This is a genomic window from Aeromicrobium sp. (assembly GCF_014378035.1).
Classification (GTDB): Bacteria; Actinomycetota; Actinomycetes; order Propionibacteriales; family Nocardioidaceae; genus Aeromicrobium.
The window spans coordinates 1-18,707 of the sequence record NZ_JACMOM010000301.1 but is presented as its reverse complement, the minus strand read 5'-3'; the positions used below and the strand labels follow the sequence as shown (position 1 = coordinate 18,707).

Genomic DNA, 18,707 nt, shown 5'->3' with positions numbered 1-18,707 from the left:
GCCTCCAGCTCGTGGGGGCCCAACACGCGCCGGGCGAGGATGCGCGAACCGAACCCGGGCGCAAGCCTCTCGATGCGCTGCTGCATGCGGTCGGCGAAGCGCTCGCAGTCGTCGCGGTCCCAGATACCCCTGATGCCGTCGTCTCCCGCGTCGCGCACGGTACGTTGCGGCACGTGGGTGTACGCCCAGAGCGACTCGGTGCCCGGTGGCGATCGGGTCGGATCGGTCGTGGTCATCTGCCCGGCCAGCATGAACGGGTCGGCCGGGACGGCGCGTGCCGAGACCTGACCGAGCGCCTCGGTCATCTGGTCGACCGAGTCGGCGACGTGGAACGTGCCCGGTGCGTGTGACGGTTTCGATGCCCACGGGATGGGTCCGTCGAGGGCCCAGTCGACCTTGACGGTCGAGGGGTCCAGCTCGAAGGACTTCATCGCGACGCCGGTTCGTGTGGGCAGATCGGCCGCATCGAGAAGCTTGCCGTACAGGTGCGGAGCGACGACGTCGGCGACAACGGCTTGCGTTGCGGAGAACCGCTCACCGCCGGCCACCTGAACTCCTCGTGCGCGCCCGGACTCGACCTCGATGCGGATGACTTCGGCGTTGCACCGGATGACCCCGCCGAGTGACTCGAAACGGCGGGCCAACGCCTTGGTCAGCTCGCCCGCGCCGCCCTCGGGGACCGGGAACCCCACGGTCTGGGCGAGCATCGACAACAGGATGCCCAGCAGACCCGAGCCGGGAGCGTGCAGAGGGATGTCGGCGTGGCCGGCGTTGCCGGCAATCAGGAGGCGAGGAGCCTCGCCACCAAAACGGGCCCGTCCCACCTCGACAGCCGGGGTCAGCATGATCTTGATGAAGTCCAGTCCGCCGGCACGACGCAGTCTGGCGACGGTGCCGAGGCCGTTCTTGACCGGGGGGAAGGGCGAGAGCAACGCCTTGACCATCTGGTCGCCGATACCGTCCCACGTCTCGCACAGCGCCAGCCACGCGTCGCCGTCGCCGGCGTGCTGCTGGTCAAGGAGGCTCGACGTGATGTTCCGGTCTCGGTGCAGGATGGCCCACTGGCCGTCGGGCAACGGGTGGCCGAGCACCGCCGGAGAATGCCGCCAGGTCAGGCCGTGCTCCTGCAGACCGAACGACTGGATGGTCGGCGACGCCGCGGCGAGTGGGTAGAAGGCGCTGAAGGTGTCGTGCACGAATCCCGGGTGCACGTCATCAGCACTGCGGACGGCTCCCCCGACCTCGGGCTGCGCCTCCAGGACGAGCACCGACCAGCCCGAGTCGATGAGGTGGTTGGCGGCCACGAGACCGTTCGGTCCCGCCCCGATGACGATGGCGTCGTACGTCCGGTCCGTCATGACGCCCGCCGCCCGCCGATCGATCTCGCGAGGGCCACAGCGTTGCGACCGATGCCGATGACAGGGTTGCCCTGGTTGCCGTGCAGGCGGTTGCCTTCGACCTGCGGGGCAAGGACGTTGCCAGGGCCCGGGCCGACCGGCCGGGTGCGATCGCTCGCCGCCAGCCTGAAGAGCGGGCCGACGAGCAGGTCGTACGCCCACGGCATCGCGGTGAACCCGAATCGGATGACATTGTTGGACAGGTTGACCTGGGTGCGATCGCGGTGGTGTTCGAGGCGGCGGAGCACGACTCGAGCCACCTTCTCAGGCGAAGCGACAGGCGGCGGGGGTCGCCCGATGAACCCCGCATAGTTGCCGGCCTGCTCGTAGATTGGTGTATCAACCCCGCCGGGCGCGATGTAGGCCACGTGCAGGTCTGGGATGTCGCGGTTCTCGAGCTGCAGCTGACGCGCCAGCGCGCGAACGCCCCACTTGCTGAGGACGTAGGGGCTCATGGAGGGGACGCCGATGTGGCCGATGACCGACCCGATCAGCACAAGTGCACCGCCCTCCTGCTCGCGAAGCAGGCGGATGGTGTGCCGGGCGACGTTGACGGAACCGATCAGGTTCGTCCGCAGCACACCCTCGAACACCTCAGATGGGACCTCCTCGGTCCTGCCGTAGGCGACGACACCGGCGCAGTGCGCCACGGCGTCGACCCGACCATGCACGTCGACGGCGCGGCGGAAAAGCCTTTCGACCGCAGCATCGTCACCGACGTCGGTGGGGACGACGAGCGTCGACGCCGCACCCGCGTCGTCGCACTCCTGCGCGACGGTCTGGAGCGACGAGGCTTCACGGGCGACGAGAACGACGTGGTCGCCCTCTTCGGCGGCCCGCAGCGCGACGGCCTGCCCGATCCCGCTGGAGGCACCGGTGATGAGCACCACGCGTGCGTCGGCCGTCACGGCTTGAGCACGACCTTGATGCAGCCGTCCTGCTTCTTCTGGAACATCTCGTAAGCCGCCGGCGCGTCCTCGAGCGGCACCCGATGAGTCGCGAGCGACTCGACGCCAAGCACGTCCTCGCTCTTGTCGAGCAGCTTGATGATGTCGTCGGTCCACCGCTTCACGTGGCACTGGCCGAGCCGCATCGTGATGCCGCGGTCGAACATCTCCATCATGGGCATGGGGTCGATCTCACCGCCATAGACGCCGCTGACCGAGACCGTGCCGCCACGGCGCACCGACTTGATCGCCGCGTTCAGGGCGGCCAGGCGGTCGATCGCCATCTTGTCTGCGAGCGGCTTGGCGATGATATCCGGCAGGAACCCGACAGCGCTGATGGCTGCCTGCTCCAACGGGGAGCCATGAGCCTCCATGCCCACCGCGTCGACAGTTCCGTCGGCGCCACGGCCGTCGGTGAGGTCGAGGATTGCCTTGGGGACGTCGTCGACCGCATCCATGTCGATCACCTCGACGCCGTACGCGCGAGCGAGATTGAGGCGCTCGGTCACCCGATCGACGCCGATGACGCGGCGTCCGGCGTTCAGTGCGATGCGAGCGGTGAGCTGGCCGACCGGGCCGAGCCCGAAGACGGCGACTGTGCCGTCCTCCGGCACGTCGGCGAACTCGAAGGCCTGCCATGCCGTGGGAAGGATGTCGGACAGGTAGAGGTAACGCTCGTCGGTGACGTCCTCGGGCACCGTGATGGGGCCGAACTGGGCTTGCGGCACCCGGAGGTACTCGGCTTGCCCACCTGGCACTGACCCGTAGAGCTCGGTGTAGCCGAAGAGCGAGGCACCCTTGCCCTGAGCACGCACCTGGGTCGTCTCGCACTGGGCGAACAGGCCCCGCGAGCACATCCAGCAGTGACCGCACGAGATGTTGAACGGGATGACGACCCGGTCGCCGACGGCGAGATCGCCCACCTCGGAGCCGACCTCCTCGACGATGCCCATGGTCTCGTGGCCGAGGACATCACCCGGCGAGAGGAACGGGCCGAGCACTTCGTAGAGGTGCAGGTCGGAGCCGCAGATCGCGGTGGACGTGACCTTGATGATGGCATCGTTGGGCTGCTGGATGGTGGGGTCGGGCACGGTCTCGACCGAGACCGACTCCTTGCCCTGGAACGTGAGTGCGCGCATGGTGAGCTCCATCTGTCGTTGTTGAGGTGGAAGTGTTCGGAGATGTCCGTGGTGCAGAGGCGAACCGCTCAGGCGCGTCCCTCGGCCACGTAGGCGAGGCGGCGGAGTGTCTCGACGTTGCGCCACTTGAGGGTCAGGCCCTTCAACGGCTCGGGCACCAGGACACCTGGTCCGGCCACTGCGTCCTCCTCGATGACGACGTCGGTGTGTGCACCGCTGGCCGTGAGGGTGATGACGACCTTCGCCTCCCCCAGTGGCCAGCCCTTGGCCCGCAGGGTGAGGGAGCGGCCGGGGGTGACCTCCCTGACCTCGGTGTGGTCGTCGATCAGGAGCGGCCAGGCGCCGATCGAGTGGTGGATGCGCGACCCCTTCTCGGGCCAATCGGCGTCGACATCGCGAATGCGGGACGCACCGACGACCCACAGCGGGTAGAGCCAGCCGTCGGCAAGGACGTCCCACACCCGATCAGGCGTGGTGGCGATGGTTCGGGAGTTGACGCTCATGCGGGCGTCCCGTCCGCGGAATCGGTCGCTGGCCCCTCGGCTGTTGCCCCGCCTTCCGACGACCAATCCGTCGACGATCCGTCGTCCAGTGACGGGTCTGACTGCGTGTCAGGCTCGATGTCCTGTGACTTGTCGTCGCCTGCGTCGTGGCTGTTGTCCGCATGATTGCTCATGAGACTCTGGTACCCACGACCCCGTGTCGAAAACTGGACGTCAGCGAGAGTTCTGACGCCAGTTGGTCGGCGTCACGCTTGCGCAGCGCTGTGATGGGTAGTCCCCAGACAGGACCGGGGGGTCGCTGCAGCGGCCGTCCAGCCCAGGCACCGCCAGTTCAGCCAAGAGCGGCGGTGCCGTCCCGACTTCAGTGGCAGAAGAAGACATGAGTGGCAGAAACTCAGGATCCGCGAAGGGGTGGCATGGTCCACGAAGACAGCCGACCGTGAGCAGCTTGGCCGAGACGACCCGCTCGACCGGCCGCTGGGCGCTGGGCGCGTTCTTGCTTGGTGCCGGACTCAGCCACCTGACCTGGAACCGGGTCGAGTTCCGCGCGATGGTGCCGGGCTGGTTGCCGCTCAGCGACGATCTTGTCGTGCTCGCCTCCGGAGTGGTCGAGATCGCCCTCGGTGCAGCCCTGATTGCCCTACCCGGCTTTCGGGTCCGAATCGGGTGGATCGTCGCCGCCTTCCTTGTGCTCGTGCTCCCCGGCAACATCGCGCAGCTCGTCGACGGGACAGATGCGTTCGGCCTCGACTCCGACCGGGCGCGTGCCCTCCGCTTGCTGTTCCAGCCCCCTTTGATCCTCTGGGCGCTGTGGTCGACCGGCGCGTGGCGCGACCGCCGGACAGCGAGACGCGTCCACCCGCTGTGAGAGCCTGAGGACATGACGACGTCCGGGGGCGAGTCTTCGGTCCCCCGCCGTGGCAGACCCGGCTACGACCAGCAGACCGTGCTGCGACGGGCCATCGACCTGTTCAACCGCCAGGGTTACGACGGCACCAGCATGGGTGACCTCGCCAAGGAGCTGGGGCTCACGAAGTCGGCGATCTACCACCACGTCCCCAGCAAGGAGCACCTGCTGTCAGCGGCGCTGGACGAGGCGCTCGACGGTCTCACCGCGGCTGTCGACACCGCCGCGGCGGCCGAGCCCGGTACAAGCGCCTACCTGCGGCTCCGCACGGTCGTCCAGGAGTCGGTCGAGATCCTGGTTCGCCAGCTGCCAGCTGTCACGCTGCTGCTGCGCGTGCACGGCAACAGTGAGGTCGAGATCGCCGCCCTGCAGCGACGGCGGTCGATCGACGAGCGCCTCGCGAGCCTCGTGCAGGCCGCTGTCGACGAAGGCGCGCTGCGATCGGACATCCCGCCCGATCTCATCAGCCGGCTGCTGTTCGGCATGGTCAACTCACTGGTCGAGTGGTACCGCCCGGGCGGCCCCGTCGACGCCGATGTCCTCGCCTCATCGATCGTGGCACTGGCGTTCGACGGCCTTTCTCTGAACGCGGACGACTGACCGCTCGTGGCGACACGGCGGATGGGGATGGCGCAACGCATCGTCACGCCACGACCTGCTGGACGTTAGTGACCGCTCGGGATGGGTACCTCTGTTCCTCACCGGGCGGACGCACCAAGACGCGGGCCTGGCGCACCTACCCTGAGGGACAACCATGATCAAGAAGACCGCAGTCCTCATCATCGGAGCTGCTGGCTACGTGCTGGGAGCCAAGGCCGGACGGGGCCGCTACGAGCAGATCAAGACGCAGGCCGACAAGGTGTGGAACAACCCAAAGATCCAGCGCGTCGCATCCGACGCTCAGGACCTCGCCGCCGAGAAGGCGACTGCCGCTGCAGGGAAGGCCTCCTCTTCTGTGCCGTCGGGGACGTCATCGGACGCTCCCAGGGCCAACGTGAACCTGACTGATCAGGGCATCGACGGCATCGATCTCATCGCCGCCGCCTCGACCATGCCTGACGACAAGCCACGTGTCTGACGTGACCGGGCACGAGCCGACACAGGATCCGTCGCTCGGGCAGCTCGTCGGCCAGTTGAGCGACCAGACGAGCCGGCTGGTGCGCGATGAGGTCAAGCTTGCCAAGACTGAGCTGCAGAGCAGCGTCAAGCACGCCGGCGTCGGCGTCGGGCTGTTCGGTGGGGCCGGGCTCTTCGCGCTTCTTGGGCTCATCACGTTGATCGGCGCCGCGGTGGCAGCCCTCTCCCTGACGTTGGAGGTGTGGCTCTCCGCGCTCATCGTCGGCGTCGTGCTGTTCGTGATCGCCGGTATCGTTGCGTTGATCGGCAAGAAGCAGGTCGGCGAGATCGGGCCTCCCGAGCGCACGATCGACAACGTCAAGAAGGACATTGCCACAGTGAAGGATCGCCGCTCATGACCGACAGACTGCACAACGGAGCGACCGGGCCCGGCCCGGACGCGACGATCTCCGAGCTCGAGTCGGACATCGAGCGCACCCGGCAGCAGCTCGGGGAGACGATCGACGCTCTCGGAGCCAAGCTCGACGTCAAGGCACAGCTCAGGTCCTCTGCCGACCAGGCCAAGACAAATCTGGCCGACGCGGCGACTCAGGCAACCAGGACGGCGGCGTCGTACTGGCAGGAGATCGCGGTGCTCGGGACGACAGCCCTGGCCCTCATCATCGTGTGGAGGCGTTACTGATGTACAGCAAGATCATGTCCGCGGCGACCGCTGCCTACTCGGTCTTCGCCCTGCTCAAGCCGCGCCATCTCGGAGTCGCACTGACGAAGAGCCCGCTGACGCAGCAGGAGTACGACATCGTCGCGCGGACCTTCGGTGCGCGCGACCTCGCAGTGAGTGCGCTGGCGATCGTGGCTCCGTCGACCGCGGCGCGCGAGCAGGCGATGTTTGCTCGCATCTTCCTTGACCTGTCGGACGCCTCGATGCTGACGCCGCAGGCCCGCTCCGCGTCGGCGAAGGCCAAGGTGCTGGGCGCCACCCTGACGTGGGCCGGGCTGAACATCGCTGCCGTCGTGGCCGATCGCCGCCGCAGCTGAAGTGTCCCCGGCGGATGTCGGGGTACTCCATGCACATGGACTTCCAAAAAGCTGTCGACGCCGCCGGCACCGTCATCGACGGGGTGGGCGCGACGGTGATCGTGGCCGGCGCCCTGATCGCTGCCGGGCTTGCCGTTCGCGGAGTACTCGCTCGGCAGGCGCACGTCTACGGTGCCTTCCGCCGATTTTTCGGTCGTTCCCTTCTGTTGGGCCTCGAGCTGCTCGTCGCGGCCGACATCATCCGCACGGTAGCTGTCACACCGACGCTCGAAAGCGTCGGTGTGCTGGCAGCGATCGTGTTGATCAGGACATTCCTGAGCTTCTCGCTCGAGCTGGAGATCACCGGAAAGTGGCCTTGGCAGAAGACCGCGGACGCCCAATGAACAGACCGCCGCCGGTCAAGGACCACGCTGACAGAACGATGAAAGGACATTCATGTCTGACGCACGTAGGGGCGGCAAACCCGCGACGGTCGCCCGCCGGATCGCACTTGAAGTGGTGGGGTGGACGCTTGTCATCGTCGGCCTCGCCGCACTCGTTCTCCCCGGTCCGGGTCTGCTCTGTATCGTGGCCGGGCTGGCCGTCCTGTCGCAGCAGTACGAGTGGGCGGAGCGTCGCCTCGAGCCCGTCAAGGTGCGCGCCTTCAGGGCCGCTGCCGAGGGCGTCCAGACGTGGCCGCGCATCATGGGAAGCTGCCTCGGCGCCGTGCTCCTGGCAGCGGTGGGGGTCTTCTGGGGTCTCGGGTCGGACGCTCCGGGGTGGTGGCCCGTGGGTGACAGCCTGTGGTTGGTCGGCGGATGGGGCACTGGCTCCACGATGATCTTGTCGGCGCTGTTCGCACTGGGATTCATCGTCTACAGCTTCCGTCGGTTCCGCGGCGTCGATGACCCCCAGGCCGCGGCCGAGAGGGACGCCCGCGACTGAGACTGCTCAGGCAGCGGCGGCCAGGGCTGACGTGATGGCTGCTGCCACGCCTTGACGCCCACCGTTCGGCTCGTTGACGTACTCGTCGATGTCGTGCTCGCCGCACACCATCTCCAGCGTCAGGCTGTGGACCAGGGCGGCATTGAGCGCCGTCGGGCCTGGCGACAACATGCCGGCCCACAGGCTTGCCGTTCGGGGCAGCAGCATCGGCACCGCGACGATCGACGGCGGGCGCCGGCCGGCAACTTGGGCGAAGATGCCGATGAGCTCGCGGTACGTGATCGCCTCGGGACAGCCGATGTCGAATGCCCGGTTGACGTCCGACGGCAATGACGCCGAGGAGACGAGGTAGTGCACGGCGTCTCCCACGGCGATCGGCTGCACCCTGTTGTCGAGCCACGACGGTCCCACGATCACCGGCAGCCGCACGGCGGCGCGGAGCATGTCGAACGATGCGGAACCGGCACCGATGACCATGCCGGCCTGCAGGACCGTCGCCGGCACCGGACCGTTCAACAGGATCTATCCCACTTCGCAACGTGACTGGAGGTGATCGGAGAGACGCTTGTCGGCGGGGTACAGACAACCGAGGTAGATGTTGCGGCCGACTCCCGCCTCACCTGAGACCCGCGCGAACGCGTCGGCGAGGTCCCTGTCCTGCTGGGCGTAGTCGAACGACCCGGTCATGGAATGGATCAGGTAGTACGCCACGTCGACTCCGTCGAGCGCCCGTCGTAGGGCGCCGTCGTCGTCGGCGCTTCCGCGGACGATGTCGACCGCATCGTGCCAGGCGTGGACCCGCAGCTTGCCGGGGTCGCGCGCCAACACGCGAACGTCCCATCCGCCCTCAAGCAGCGACGGCACCAGACGGCTGCCGATGAACCCGCTCGCTCCCGTCACCAGTGCTGTGCGCGCGTTGTCGCTCATCCGACCACGCTCGCACGGAACCGTTCAAGCCGCCATTGATGAGCGAACAGCGCTAGAGTCCCGAACGGGGTGTCAGTCGGCACTTCATCGCGGTCCGCACCGTTCGGAAGTTTCGTCCGACGGACGGCGCACTCCCGGCCGTCGACCGACCACCAACCGAAGGACGGCTCATGCCGAACGACTTCTACGGGCTCCCCCTGCACCCGCTCATCGTGCACGCCACCGTGGTGATGATTCCGTTGGCGGCTCTCACCGTCATCCTGAGCGCCGCCTGGCCGCGATTCCGTGACTGGGCAGGGCCACTCCCGGCTGGTATCAGCCTGATCGGGTTAATTCTCGTGCCACTCTCGACGTCAACGGGCGAGACGCTCGAGAAGCACGTCGCAGCATCTGCGCTGGTCGAGAAGCACACCCGGCTGGCCGATGGCCTGCTGCCGTGGATGATCGGTCTGTTCGTGTTCGCGGCAATCGGCTACGCGATCCTCTGGCGAGCGAAGAAGGGGCACTCCCTCGCGCGAGCAGTGACGATCTCCGTGTCCGTGCTCGCCGTCATCGCCGCCGTCGGTGCCTCGGTGCAGGTGGCCCGCATCGGTCACAGTGGAGCCAGCTCGGCGTGGGACGACACCAACATGAACTCGTCCTCTCGCCCCTGATGGCCAGTACCGCGCACGCCGGCGAGCAGCACTCGGGCGGAATGGCTTCGCGGCTCAACTGGTTGCGTGCCGGAGTCCTGGGAGCGAACGACGGCATCGTGTCGACCGCCGGACTGGTCGTCGGCGTCGCGGGCGCGACATCGTCACGGGGGGCGATCTTCACCGCTGGCCTCGCCGGGCTCGTGGCCGGCGCGGTCTCCATGGCTCTTGGTGAGTACATCTCGGTGAGCAGCCAGCGGGACAGCGAGAAGTCACAGCTCGCGCTGGAGGCGTCCGAGCTCTCCGAGATGCCCGAGGAGGAGCTCGACGAGCTGACCGACATCTACCGGCGCAAGGGGCTGTCGGTCGCGACAGCTCGGCTCGTTGCGGAGGAGCTCACGGAGCACGACGCCCTCGCCGCGCACGCCGACGCGGAGCTGCGCATCGACCCTGGTGGATTGACCAACCCGTGGCACGCCGCCGGCGCGTCGGCGGTGGCCTTCACGGTGGGCGCCTTCCTGCCGCTGGCAGCGATCCTGCTGGCGCCGGCTGGTGCGCAGGTGCCGATCACGGTGCTCATCGTGCTCGTGGCGCTGGCGGCGGCAGGTGTCCTGAGCGCACGCATTGGCGGCAGCCGCGCGAGGGTGGCGGTTCTGCGCATCGTCGTCGGAGGTGCGGCTGGTCTCGTTCTGACCTATGCGATAGGTCGCCTGTTCGGCACCGCGATCGGCTGAGCGGCGAAGGTCCCACGACCGGGGCCGTGCTGCTCTGGTGAGCGGCGCGGGGTCGGCGCACTGTTGACGTAGCCCCGGCACCGGCCGCAGGCGCGGACGGAAGTGGTGAATTCAGATGTACGGAGACCAGGGACACATGGACGGCGGCTGGGGCGTGGCGATGGTGTTCGTCGTGCTGGGACTGTGGGTCCTGGTTGCGCTCGCAGTCGCATGGTTCGTGCGGTCGTCCCGCATTCAGGCGCCGGCTCCAGCGGCTACCACCACGGCGTCGGTCACACCCTCGACAGATCCGCGTCACATCCTCGACGACCGGCTGGCCCGCGGCGACATCGAGCTCGATGACTACCAGGCACGAAGTGACGCGCTGCGTGACTGAACGGACCGGCCCGGTGAGCAGCGGTCGTTGATCACGCCAGGGCGTGTCGGTGCTGCAGACCTCAGGCCTGCAACGCTGACAGCTCGTCGGTGAGCAGTGCGACAAGTGCCTCGAGCTGCATGTCGGAGGACATCAGGACTTCTTCGTCCGAGCCGTCGAGCGCCCTGGCGGCGAGTCCCGCCTTGCTGTCGATGAGCTCGACGATCTTGGTGTCGATCGTCTGAGCGGCGATGATGCGCCACGCGGTGACCGGCTCGACCTGTCCGATGCGGTGGACACGGTCGATGGCCTGCGTCTGTTCGGCGTCGGTCCACGAAAGCTCGGCGAGCACGACGTTGGAGGCGACCTGCAGGTTGATGCCCACGCCGGCAGCAGACAGCGAGGAGACGATGACGGCCACGTCGGCGTCGTTGACGAAGGCGTCGATGTTCTTCTGACGCGCCGACGGTGTCTGGTTGCCGCGGATCGAGGAGTAGCGGATCCCGCGCTTCTCGAAGGTCTTCTCCGCGACGTCCATCACGTCGACGTGCTTGGCGAAGAAGACGACCTTGCCGACGCTGTGGGCGAGCTGCGCGGTGTAGTCGGCCGCGAGACCCGCCTTCGCCTGACCGATACGACGCATCATGCTGAAGACGTTCTCGTCGGTCTTGGTCGAGTCGTCGCGCTCCCACGCGGCCACCCGGCGCACCAGCTCGTGGTCGATGCCCTCGACCGTGATGCCTGCGGTACGGGTCTCGAGGGCGCGTTCGTAACGCGACACCAGGCGGCGGGCAAGCCGGCGCTCTGCCTCGAGGATCGAGCGTCCGGCCTCGTTGTCGAGCTCGACGGGAATGTCGGCGATGCGGCGAGCCGGGATGTCGGCGGCAACATCGACCTTGCGGCGACGGACGATGCCCAGATCGATGACCCGGCTGCGCGCTGCCGGATAGAACCCGGGGTCGACCGGCGTGAGGCCGGTCTCCTCGAGCGCCTGCATCAGCTCGGCGCGGGGCTTCTTGTCGTCGATCCAGCCGAGGAACTGCCAGATGGCCCGGAAGTCGTCGATGTCGTTGATCAGCGGTGTTCCGGTGAGCGCCATCAGGAGCGGTTGCGAGGTGCGCGCCCGGATGCGCTCGGACAGCTGCAGCACATGCTGCGAACGCTGGGAGGACTTGTTCTTGATGAAGTGCGCCTCGTCGAGGACCATGCCGCGGAACCCGAGGTCTCCGAGCCAGCCGACGTGACGGTCGAGCACCTCGTAGTTGACGATGACGATGTCGGCGAATCCATCGATCGTGTCGCCGTTGCCGTGGATCACGGTGGCCGCGTGGCCCGGTGTCCAGAGCGCGGCCTCGCGCGCCCAGTTGGTCTTGACCACGTTGGGCACCACCACGAGCAGAGGGTAGGCGCGGGCGGCACGGGCGGCAAGCAGCGCCTGCGCCGTCTTGCCCAACCCCGGCTCGTCGGCGAGAAGGAAGGTCCGGTGCCCGTCCGCGGCCGCGGCGATCAGCTGTGCCTGGTGGCGCATCAGCTCGGGACCACTCGTCTGACGGGTGACCGACGGTTCGGGCAGAGCCATGCACGCAGAGGCTCCGCCAGCAGCGCGCTCGAAGGAGGAGAACAGCGGGCCGAGCAGCTCCCAGCTGGCCAATCGTCGCGGCTGGAGCTGAGGCTCTGCAGAGGCAAAGTCAGGGGTGTGGAACGGGTTGGCCAAGCGGCGGGAGATGGCGGCCTGGGGAATGACCTGGCGATCTGCCGTGGCGGACGGCGCCTTCGGCTCTGCCACGACGACCGGCTCGGGAGGCGGCTCGATGCCTGCGGAGATCAGCATGTCGCGCTGGAGCGAAAGCGCCGCGTCGGACACCACGGCATCCTCGGCGAGCAGCACGAGCAGCGAGGTGTCACGTGCGGCAGTCTTTGCGAGGATCGTGGCGATGCCGTCGAGGCGTTTGAGCTGCTCGGCGCGGTGCGACTCGGTGCCGGTCTGGTCGGCCTTCACCCGCGCGCGCTCCTCGCGAACGAGCAGGGCGACGACTTGGAACCTGATGCGTGTCGAGCTCGACACCGCGCCGCGCTGGGCGCCTGCTTCAACGTCGCGAACGGCTCGTGCCAGCACCGGCATGATGCCCTCGTTGTCGACGTTGCGACGTCGCTGATCGCGCGGTGCGGTGCGGGTGGCACCGGACTGACGCTGGCCTCGTCTGGCCAAGAGCTCCTCCTCTGGAGTGCACGGCATGCTGCCGCGACTGTGTGACAGCACCCTGTGGAGGCCCCGAATCAGGGCGACGCAACATGAGGCCGACCGGCACGATCGTGAGCGCGATGAGCGACGACTCGTTCGACGAGCGGCAGTGCCGGGGTGGTACGCACCATACTTTAGCGCGGGACCGACATTTTCGGGCACCGTCCCGTGCAGAGGGGCCAGCGTTTCCCGCCAATCCCCCGCGACACGTCACATCGCGGCGGTGCGCACCTCGGTGACGTCGCCCCGGGCGGCACGGGCCGAGGCCTGTCCCGCGAGCGCGTCGGCGGCCACGTTCAACGGCCAGACCGTGAGGTCGAGCAGATGAGCCTTGACCTTCTGGAAGTACACCGGTGCGGAGGCATCGCGGCGTGCCTGCATCAGCGCAAAGATGCCCTGGACGATCTCGACGTTGGCAACGATCTCCTTCTTGGAGTTCTTCCAGCCGTTGCGCGCCCAGCCCGCGGCCCAGGTCGTGGAGCAACCGATCGTGTACGACGAGTCGGCCTGGATCACCAGAGGACGATCGGCGAAGTCCCGCAACGCGTTCGCGACGGCGAGCAGCTCACCGATGTTGTTGGTGCCCGCCAGCACACCACCGCACGCCGAGGCGCCGTCATCACCGACGTACGCCCAGCCCGTCGGCCCAGGGTTGGTCATGCACGAACCGTCCGTCCCGACGACGATGGCGCCGTCCATCACGGTGACGTCGGTGTGCGATCTGGCCAGTGTCACGTCATGCTCCTGAGGTCTGTTGGCGGGGCCGTGCGATGAGATCGTATCCGCTCGGGCACCCGCCGAGTGTGACGCTTCTGCTGTCGAAACGATGCTTTGGCAGCAGAAACGTCACACTCAGTGGGGACGGCCTAGTTTTGTCCTTGAGGAACGGAGGCACGATGCTCGACGACAGGTACGGGTGGTTGGTCATGGAGCATGTCGATGCGCACTCGCTGTCCGGCCTGATCGCCGAGCCGCGGGCCGTGAACGGTTCATCTCTGGTGCGGCATGACACCTGACGTCCTGCTCGTCGGCTGCGGTGACCTCGGCGCCGCCATCGGTCAGCGTCTGGCCACGCAGGGGCACGAAGTATTGGCCATCAGGCGGCGTGCTGAGCTGGTGCCGGCACCCCTGCGCGGGCTGTCCGCAGACCTCACCCGTGAGTCACCTGTGCTCCCGTCGTTGGACCTGGCCCACCTCGTGGTCTGCCTCACGGCACGGCCGCGCACCGAGGTGGCCTACCGAGAGACGTACGTGGAAGGGATGGGCAGGGCGCTGGACGCACTGGCCGCCGCCGACCAGTCGCCCCGACGCGCAGTGCTGATCTCGTCCACCGCGGTGTTCGGAGACACGCCGACCGACGTCCTGATCGACGAGTCGACGCCCACCCAACCGGCCGACGGGCCGGGGAAGATGCTGCTCGAGGCCGAGAAGCTCTTCGCCGAGCGCATGCCACACGGAACAGTGCTGCGGCTGTCCGGCCTCTATCGGCTCGGCGGCGGGCGCCTCGTCGAGCGGGTGCGTACCGGCCAGATCAACGACCCGCACCGATGGACCAACCGCATCCACCGCGATGACGCCGCAGCCGCGGTGGTCCACCTCCTGACCCGTGCCGAGTCACCCGACCGGCTCTACCTCGGCACCGACGACGAGCCCGCGCAGCTGGGCGACGTCGCGGCGTACCTCGCGACCCGGTTGGACGCACCGGCGCCTCCCGAGGCTGACCCTGCGCTCGGGCACGGCAAGCGATTGAGCAACGCCCGGCTCCGGGCGAGTGGATGGGTGCCGCAGTACCCGACCTATCGACAGGGGTATGCCGCCCCTCTTCTGCCACCGGATCTACCGTCGACTCGTTGACTCGGTCCGATCGGGCACGGAGGGTTCACACCGAGGGGTGAGTGGGTCAGCCGGCCCAGAAACCCCGGCCGCCGCCGAAGATGTCGGTAGAGGCCCCAAATCCGCCGTGCCCCCGACGTGAGCCGAGATAGGAACCCACGACCGCCGCACCCAGGTCATCAAGCTCAGGAGCCACGACGGTTCCGCCGACACGCTTGGCCATCGAGTCGATGAACCTGGCCAGACCCGGGTCCTCGCCGAGGCGGAAGAAGGTCGTCTGGGCGCCCAGCCGCATCGAGTTCTCGAGCTCGCGCACGGCGTACGCCACCGTCAGCGGATGGGGTGGGTAGTCGAAGAAGACCTCCCCGCTGGCCTCGAGGTGAGAGGTCGGTTCGCCGTCGGTGACGATGAGAAGGACGGGCTGGGCGTTGGGGTGCTGTCGGAAGTGGCGATTGGCCAGCAGCAGGGCGTGGTGCAGGTTGGTGCCTTTGTCGTACATCGCCTCGAGCCCGGTGAGGTGCTCGATCTCCATGACCTCGGCATGGCGACCGAAACCGATGAGCTGCAGGTCGTCGCCGCGGAAGCGGCTCTTGATGAGCGTGTGGAGCGCCAACGCCGTGCGCTTCATCGGCACCCAGCGCCCGTCCATCGCCATGGAGAACGACGTGTCGACAAGCAGCGCCACGCAGGCCTGGGTGCGCGCCTCGGTCTCCTGCACCTCGACGTCGCCGATCTCGATCTGTACGCCCGTGCCGGCGGAGCCGCCCTCCCCCGCCGCCGTCGCCCCCGCTGTTCGGCTGAGTGCGTTGGTGATGGTGCGGGTCACGTCCCACGGCTCGGTGTCGCCGAAGGCCCACTCGCGGGTGGCGCCGGAACGCTCGCCCGCGGCACCCGCCTGACGCAGGTCACGGTTGCCCTGGCGGCCTGACATCTTGTCCGCGACGTCTCGAAGCAGTGCCTTGCCGAGCTGGCGCATCGCCTTCGGTGTCAGCTTGAGCTGGCCGTCGGAGCTGCGCCTCATGGCGCCGGAGTCACGTAGGGCCTTCTCCAGCTCCTGGAGGGTGCGGGCATCGACTGCGGCCTCGTCGCCGAGCTGGCGGGACAGCTTGTCGAGGTCGAGGTCGTCCATGCGAGAGCCGTCGTACGACTGCGAAAGCTGCTCAGAAAGCTCGTCGAGGTCCGCGAGGTCCTGAAAGACGCCGGTGCCGTCGCCCAGACCGAGTCCCTCCTCGCCATCCATACGCTCTGAGCCGCCCCAGTTCTCACCGGGGCGAAGCGACTGCAGGTTGCCGTCGAGCTGTGCGAGCGAGCTCATCAGGTCCGGTGAGCCGAACGCCTGCTGAGCGAGCGCGTCGAGCTCGTTGCGCTGCTCGTTGCTCATGGAGCTGCGCATGCGCTGGGCGGCAGCAGCGCGCTGGGCCAAGGTGTCGAGGAGCTCGTCGATGTTGCCGGGCTTTTCCGGGAAGAAGTCTCCGTGCTTGTCCATGAACGAGTCGAACTGCTCCTGGCTGTCATCGCCCCGCGCGTGGGCCTCGAGCAGATCGTTGAGATCGCCGAGCATCTCCTGGATGGCGGCCCGGTCCTCATCGGTGGCGTTCTCGAGCGCGTCCTTCATGCCCGCGAACCGCTGGTCGAGCATCTCGCGACCCAGCAGGTCCTTGATCTGCTCGAAGTCGTTGCGGGCCTCGCTGCTCTGCCAGTCGTAGTCTCCCAGCTCGCTCACTGCGGCCGCGGTGGAAGACGAGAGGCTGTCGAGCTGCATCTCGGCCAGAGCTCGGTCGCCGTCGTCAAGGTCGACATCCCGTGCAAGCTGCCTGCGTTCGGCCAGGAGGGCACGCTCGAGGAGCTCCTTGACCTGCTGCAGGGTGCCGTCAAGGTTGTGCTTCTGGGTCAGCTCGCGCCGACGTTCCGCGACCCGGCGCGCCAGGTCGTCGAGGCCGGCCTGATCCTTGCCACCACGGCGCAGGAACTCGCGCATCGCACGCTCGGGTGAGTAACCTGCCATGACGTCTTCACCGATGGCGTCAAGCGCCTCGGCCAGGTTGACTGGCGGGGCGAGCGGGTCGGGCCCGCCGGCGTACTTGCCGTATCGGGAGTCGCGGGTGAGCCGACGATTGGCTCTAGCCATAGATGGTCTCGCCCCCGCCGCTCTCCTTGCTGACCTTGCGCGCGAGGTAGAGGCCTTCGAGGGCCAGCTCGATCGCGCCAGCCCGCTGGCCGTCGTTCGTCGCACCGAGACGCTCGCAGACCTCGTCGTACACCTCGGACTCACCCAGCGTCGGCAAACCCGCGAGGAAGTCGCGAGCCGTGACCTGCTCGCCGGTCGTGACCACGACCCCGCGCTCGAGAGCGTCCACGAGAACAGCGAAGTCGACGCCTCGGAAGTGTGCCCGGACCGTCTCGGCGGTGGCGGTGCGGAGCAGGTGGTCGAGGATCTCGTCCTCGCGACCCTCCTCGCCCGACTCGAACTCGATCTTGCCGCCCAGCACGTCGACAGCCGTCTCCAGATCGACCGGACGGGCCACGGCCTCGTCCTCGCCCTGACGGGTCGCGCGGTGGATCGCAGCCGCGGCAATGGTCTCGGCGCCGGCGATGGCGAAGCGAGCGCTCACGCCGCTGCGCTGATCGACCGCACTCGAACCGCGCAGAGCACGGGTGAACCGGGCCAGGACCTCGACGAGGTAGTCGGGCACGTCGGCGACCAGCTCGGCCTCCTGCCGGATGACGGCGATCTCATCGACCAGCTCGGTCGGGTAGTGGGTGCGGATCTCGGCGCCGAACCGGTCCTTCAGCGGCGTGATGATGCGCCCACGGTTGGTGTAGTCCTCGGGGTTCGCGCTGGCCACCACGAGCACGTCGAGCGGCAGCCGCAGGACGTAGCCCCGGATCTGGATGTCTCGCTCCTCCATCACGTTGAGCATCGCGACCTGGATGCGCTCGGCAAGGTCGGGCAGCTCGTTGATCGCCACGATGCCGCGGTGACTGCGCGGGATGAGGCCGAAGTGGATGGTCTCGGGGTCGCCCAGGCTGCGGCCCTCAGCGACCTTCATCGGGTCGACGTCGCCGATCAGGTCGGCGACGCTCGTGTCGGGGGTCGCGAGCTTCTCGGCATACCTGTCGTCGCGGTGGCGCCACGCTATCGGTAGGTCGTCGCCCATCTCGGCTGCACGGCGCAGGCTCGCCGCGATGATGGGCTCAAAGGGGTGCTCGCCGAGCTCGGAGCCCTCGATGACCGGCGACCACTCGTCGAGCAGGCCGACCATCGTGCGCAGGAGGCGGGTCTTGCCCTGCCCGCGCTCACCCAGCAGCACGATGTCGTGCCCGGCGATGAGGGCCCGTTCAAGCTGCGGGATGACGGTGGACTCGAAGCCGTGCAGACCCGGCCAGGGGTCGCGGCCCTCGCGCAACGCCGAGAGCAGGTTGTCGCGAATCTCGACGCGCAGAGTCTTCTGGATGTGGCCTGAAGCCCGAAGCGCGCCGACGGTTGCCATGGTGGGTGCAATCACCCTCACAACGCTACTGCGAACGCCAACAGACGGCTCAGGTCGAGCGGGCTCCAAACGGGACACGACCCCCACACCGGCAAGGTGTGAGGGTCGTGCGCGCCCGACGAACATCAGCCGTCACGGACTGATGCCATGGGCCTTCAAGACGGGTTCAGGGTCGACGGGACCCGCTGCTCCAGGCGGCTTGACCTCCAGGTGCAGGTGCGGGCCGGTGACGTTGCCTGTCGCGCCGGTGTATCCGGTCAACTGACCCGGCGTGACCTTGTCGCCGACTTTCGCCACGATCCTGCTCTGATGGTTGTATGAGATCTCTGTTCCGTCGGTGAGAACAATGACAGTCTGGTTGCCATAGGCGCCTGCGAACCCAGCGGACTTCACCGTGCCGGCGGCCAACGCCACGATCTTGGTCCCGGATGGACCTGCAAAATCGAGTCCCGTGTGCGCCCCACTCGACCACATCGAGCTCTGCTGCCCGAACCGAGCCGTCAACGTGTACCCGGTGACCGGAAGCACCCATTGGTTTCGACGCTTCCGTTCCTGCTCCCG

The 18,707-nt window shown here is 67.9% G+C and carries 23 protein-coding genes; 12 read left to right on the top strand and 11 right to left on the bottom strand.

What is annotated here, in order from left to right:
• The 4 genes from H7290_RS15870 to H7290_RS15855 all read right to left on the bottom strand — a co-directional run.
• Nucleotides 1-1,358: NAD(P)/FAD-dependent oxidoreductase (locus H7290_RS15870; RefSeq protein WP_290514993.1), on the bottom strand; the 1,358-nt coding region annotated here is incomplete at its 3' end.
• A complete protein-coding gene (locus H7290_RS15865; protein ID WP_290514992.1) occupies nucleotides 1,355-2,305 on the bottom strand; it encodes an SDR family NAD(P)-dependent oxidoreductase in 951 nt (316 codons plus the stop codon). The genes H7290_RS15870 and H7290_RS15865, both read right to left, overlap by 4 nt.
• Nucleotides 2,302-3,483, bottom strand: coding sequence for a zinc-dependent alcohol dehydrogenase (locus tag H7290_RS15860; RefSeq protein WP_290514991.1), 1,182 nt, complete (start codon nucleotides 3,481-3,483; stop codon nucleotides 2,302-2,304). Before H7290_RS15860 ends, H7290_RS15865 begins: the two co-directional genes overlap by 4 nt.
• Nucleotides 3,484-3,551: 68 nt before the next feature.
• Complete coding sequence (locus tag H7290_RS15855) at nucleotides 3,552-3,986, bottom strand: SRPBCC domain-containing protein (protein ID WP_290514990.1); 435 nt, start codon at nucleotides 3,984-3,986, stop codon at nucleotides 3,552-3,554.
• 439 nt (nucleotides 3,987-4,425) lie between these two features.
• Between H7290_RS15855 and H7290_RS15850 the strand changes: the two genes are divergently transcribed.
• The 8 genes from H7290_RS15850 to H7290_RS15815 all read left to right on the top strand — a co-directional run bounded on the left by H7290_RS15850 (nucleotide 4,426) and on the right by H7290_RS15815 (nucleotide 7,932).
• Complete coding sequence (locus H7290_RS15850) at nucleotides 4,426-4,854, top strand: hypothetical protein (RefSeq protein WP_290514989.1); 429 nt, start codon at nucleotides 4,426-4,428, stop codon at nucleotides 4,852-4,854.
• Nucleotides 4,855-4,866: 12 nt separating this feature from the next.
• On the top strand, nucleotides 4,867-5,493 hold the full coding sequence (locus tag H7290_RS15845; protein WP_290514988.1) for a TetR/AcrR family transcriptional regulator: 627 nt from the start codon (nucleotides 4,867-4,869) through the stop codon (nucleotides 5,491-5,493).
• A gap of 154 nt (nucleotides 5,494-5,647) precedes the next feature.
• Nucleotides 5,648-5,971 carry a hypothetical protein gene (locus H7290_RS15840; protein ID WP_290514987.1) on the top strand — a complete coding sequence of 108 codons (324 nt, stop codon included), beginning with the start codon at nucleotides 5,648-5,650 and terminating at the stop codon, nucleotides 5,969-5,971.
• Complete coding sequence (locus tag H7290_RS15835; RefSeq protein ID WP_290514986.1) at nucleotides 5,964-6,368, top strand: phage holin family protein; 405 nt, start codon at nucleotides 5,964-5,966, stop codon at nucleotides 6,366-6,368. The genes H7290_RS15840 and H7290_RS15835 overlap by 8 nt, the downstream gene beginning before the upstream one ends.
• Nucleotides 6,365-6,652 (top strand): DUF3618 domain-containing protein, encoded by a 288-nt coding sequence (locus tag H7290_RS15830; RefSeq protein ID WP_290514985.1) that lies wholly within the window; start codon nucleotides 6,365-6,367, stop codon nucleotides 6,650-6,652. Before H7290_RS15835 ends, H7290_RS15830 begins: the two co-directional genes overlap by 4 nt.
• Nucleotides 6,652-7,008, top strand: coding sequence for a hypothetical protein (locus H7290_RS15825; protein WP_290514984.1), 357 nt, complete (start codon nucleotides 6,652-6,654; stop codon nucleotides 7,006-7,008). The genes H7290_RS15830 and H7290_RS15825 overlap by 1 nt, the downstream gene beginning before the upstream one ends.
• A gap of 35 nt (nucleotides 7,009-7,043) precedes the next feature.
• Nucleotides 7,044-7,391, top strand: coding sequence for a DUF1622 domain-containing protein (locus tag H7290_RS15820; RefSeq protein ID WP_290514983.1), 348 nt, complete (start codon nucleotides 7,044-7,046; stop codon nucleotides 7,389-7,391).
• Between the two features lie 52 nt (nucleotides 7,392-7,443).
• The gene (locus H7290_RS15815; RefSeq protein WP_290514982.1) at nucleotides 7,444-7,932 is read left to right on the top strand and encodes a PGPGW domain-containing protein; all 489 of its coding nucleotides are present in this window, start codon (nucleotides 7,444-7,446) and stop codon (nucleotides 7,930-7,932) included.
• 6 nt (nucleotides 7,933-7,938) lie between these two features.
• Here H7290_RS15815 and H7290_RS15810 read toward each other — a convergent pair whose 3' ends face one another.
• Together H7290_RS15810 and H7290_RS15805 are read right to left on the bottom strand one after the other, a co-directional pair.
• Entirely contained in the window at nucleotides 7,939-8,436 is a 498-nt protein-coding gene (locus H7290_RS15810; protein ID WP_290514981.1) for a hypothetical protein, read from the bottom strand.
• An 18-nt stretch (nucleotides 8,437-8,454) separates the two neighbouring features.
• The gene (locus H7290_RS15805; protein ID WP_290514980.1) at nucleotides 8,455-8,859 is read right to left on the bottom strand and encodes an NAD(P)H-binding protein; all 405 of its coding nucleotides are present in this window, start codon (nucleotides 8,857-8,859) and stop codon (nucleotides 8,455-8,457) included.
• A 170-nt stretch (nucleotides 8,860-9,029) separates the two neighbouring features.
• On the opposite strand from H7290_RS15805, the gene H7290_RS15800 reads away from it, so the two are divergent.
• From H7290_RS15800 to H7290_RS15790, 3 genes are all read left to right on the top strand, one after another.
• Nucleotides 9,030-9,512 carry a DUF2231 domain-containing protein gene (locus H7290_RS15800; RefSeq protein WP_290514979.1) on the top strand — a complete coding sequence of 161 codons (483 nt, stop codon included), beginning with the start codon at nucleotides 9,030-9,032 and terminating at the stop codon, nucleotides 9,510-9,512.
• Nucleotides 9,512-10,225 carry a VIT family protein gene (locus H7290_RS15795; RefSeq protein WP_290514978.1) on the top strand — a complete coding sequence of 238 codons (714 nt, stop codon included), beginning with the start codon at nucleotides 9,512-9,514 and terminating at the stop codon, nucleotides 10,223-10,225. The genes H7290_RS15800 and H7290_RS15795 overlap by 1 nt, the downstream gene beginning before the upstream one ends.
• 115 nt (nucleotides 10,226-10,340) lie before the next feature.
• Nucleotides 10,341-10,601, top strand: coding sequence for a hypothetical protein (locus H7290_RS15790; RefSeq protein WP_290514977.1), 261 nt, complete (start codon nucleotides 10,341-10,343; stop codon nucleotides 10,599-10,601).
• A gap of 61 nt (nucleotides 10,602-10,662) precedes the next feature.
• Here H7290_RS15790 and H7290_RS15785 read toward each other — a convergent pair whose 3' ends face one another.
• On the bottom strand, nucleotides 10,663-12,789 hold the full coding sequence (locus tag H7290_RS15785; RefSeq protein ID WP_290514976.1) for a DEAD/DEAH box helicase: 2,127 nt from the start codon (nucleotides 12,787-12,789) through the stop codon (nucleotides 10,663-10,665).
• 243 nt (nucleotides 12,790-13,032) lie between these two features.
• The gene (locus tag H7290_RS15780; RefSeq protein ID WP_290514975.1) at nucleotides 13,033-13,557 is read right to left on the bottom strand and encodes a ribonuclease H; all 525 of its coding nucleotides are present in this window, start codon (nucleotides 13,555-13,557) and stop codon (nucleotides 13,033-13,035) included.
• 270 nt (nucleotides 13,558-13,827) lie between these two features.
• On the opposite strand from H7290_RS15780, the gene H7290_RS15775 reads away from it, so the two are divergent.
• A complete protein-coding gene (locus H7290_RS15775; protein WP_290514974.1) occupies nucleotides 13,828-14,676 on the top strand; it encodes an NAD-dependent epimerase/dehydratase family protein in 849 nt (282 codons plus the stop codon).
• A gap of 46 nt (nucleotides 14,677-14,722) precedes the next feature.
• Here H7290_RS15775 and H7290_RS15770 read toward each other — a convergent pair whose 3' ends face one another.
• The 3 genes from H7290_RS15770 to H7290_RS15760 all read right to left on the bottom strand — a co-directional run.
• Entirely contained in the window at nucleotides 14,723-16,783 is a 2,061-nt protein-coding gene (locus H7290_RS15770) for a VWA domain-containing protein (protein ID WP_290514973.1), read from the bottom strand.
• Nucleotides 16,776-18,146 (bottom strand): magnesium chelatase, encoded by a 1,371-nt coding sequence (locus tag H7290_RS15765; RefSeq protein WP_290514994.1) that lies wholly within the window; start codon nucleotides 18,144-18,146, stop codon nucleotides 16,776-16,778. The genes H7290_RS15770 and H7290_RS15765 overlap by 8 nt, the downstream gene beginning before the upstream one ends.
• Before the next feature lie 132 nt (nucleotides 18,147-18,278).
• Nucleotides 18,279-18,707 (bottom strand): M23 family metallopeptidase (locus H7290_RS15760; protein WP_290514972.1); only part of this gene is annotated, 429 nt, incomplete at its 5' end.

Excerpts from the sequence above, each read along its gene's own strand:
- H7290_RS15770 (WP_290514973.1), bottom strand. The coding sequence starts at position 16,783 with ATGGCTAGAGCCAATCGTCGGCTCACCCGCGACTCCCGATACGGCAAG.
- H7290_RS15825 (WP_290514984.1), top strand. The coding sequence starts at position 6,652 with ATGTACAGCAAGATCATGTCCGCGGCGACCGCTGCCTACTCGGTCTTC.
- H7290_RS15830 (WP_290514985.1), top strand. The coding sequence starts at position 6,365 with ATGACCGACAGACTGCACAACGGAGCGACCGGGCCCGGCCCGGACGCG.
- H7290_RS15815 (WP_290514982.1), top strand. The coding sequence starts at position 7,444 with ATGTCTGACGCACGTAGGGGCGGCAAACCCGCGACGGTCGCCCGCCGG.
- H7290_RS15790 (WP_290514977.1), top strand. The coding sequence starts at position 10,341 with ATGTACGGAGACCAGGGACACATGGACGGCGGCTGGGGCGTGGCGATG.
- H7290_RS15845 (WP_290514988.1), top strand. The coding sequence starts at position 4,867 with ATGACGACGTCCGGGGGCGAGTCTTCGGTCCCCCGCCGTGGCAGACCC.
- H7290_RS15800 (WP_290514979.1), top strand. The coding sequence starts at position 9,030 with ATGCCGAACGACTTCTACGGGCTCCCCCTGCACCCGCTCATCGTGCAC.
- H7290_RS15840 (WP_290514987.1), top strand. The coding sequence starts at position 5,648 with ATGATCAAGAAGACCGCAGTCCTCATCATCGGAGCTGCTGGCTACGTG.
- H7290_RS15775 (WP_290514974.1), top strand. The coding sequence starts at position 13,828 with ATGACACCTGACGTCCTGCTCGTCGGCTGCGGTGACCTCGGCGCCGCC.
- H7290_RS15860 (WP_290514991.1), bottom strand. The coding sequence starts at position 3,483 with ATGCGCGCACTCACGTTCCAGGGCAAGGAGTCGGTCTCGGTCGAGACC.
- H7290_RS15795 (WP_290514978.1), top strand. The coding sequence starts at position 9,512 with ATGGCCAGTACCGCGCACGCCGGCGAGCAGCACTCGGGCGGAATGGCT.
- H7290_RS15855 (WP_290514990.1), bottom strand. The coding sequence starts at position 3,986 with ATGAGCGTCAACTCCCGAACCATCGCCACCACGCCTGATCGGGTGTGG.
- H7290_RS15820 (WP_290514983.1), top strand. The coding sequence starts at position 7,044 with ATGGACTTCCAAAAAGCTGTCGACGCCGCCGGCACCGTCATCGACGGG.
- H7290_RS15765 (WP_290514994.1), bottom strand. The coding sequence starts at position 18,146 with ATGGCAACCGTCGGCGCGCTTCGGGCTTCAGGCCACATCCAGAAGACT.
- H7290_RS15805 (WP_290514980.1), bottom strand. The coding sequence starts at position 8,859 with ATGAGCGACAACGCGCGCACAGCACTGGTGACGGGAGCGAGCGGGTTC.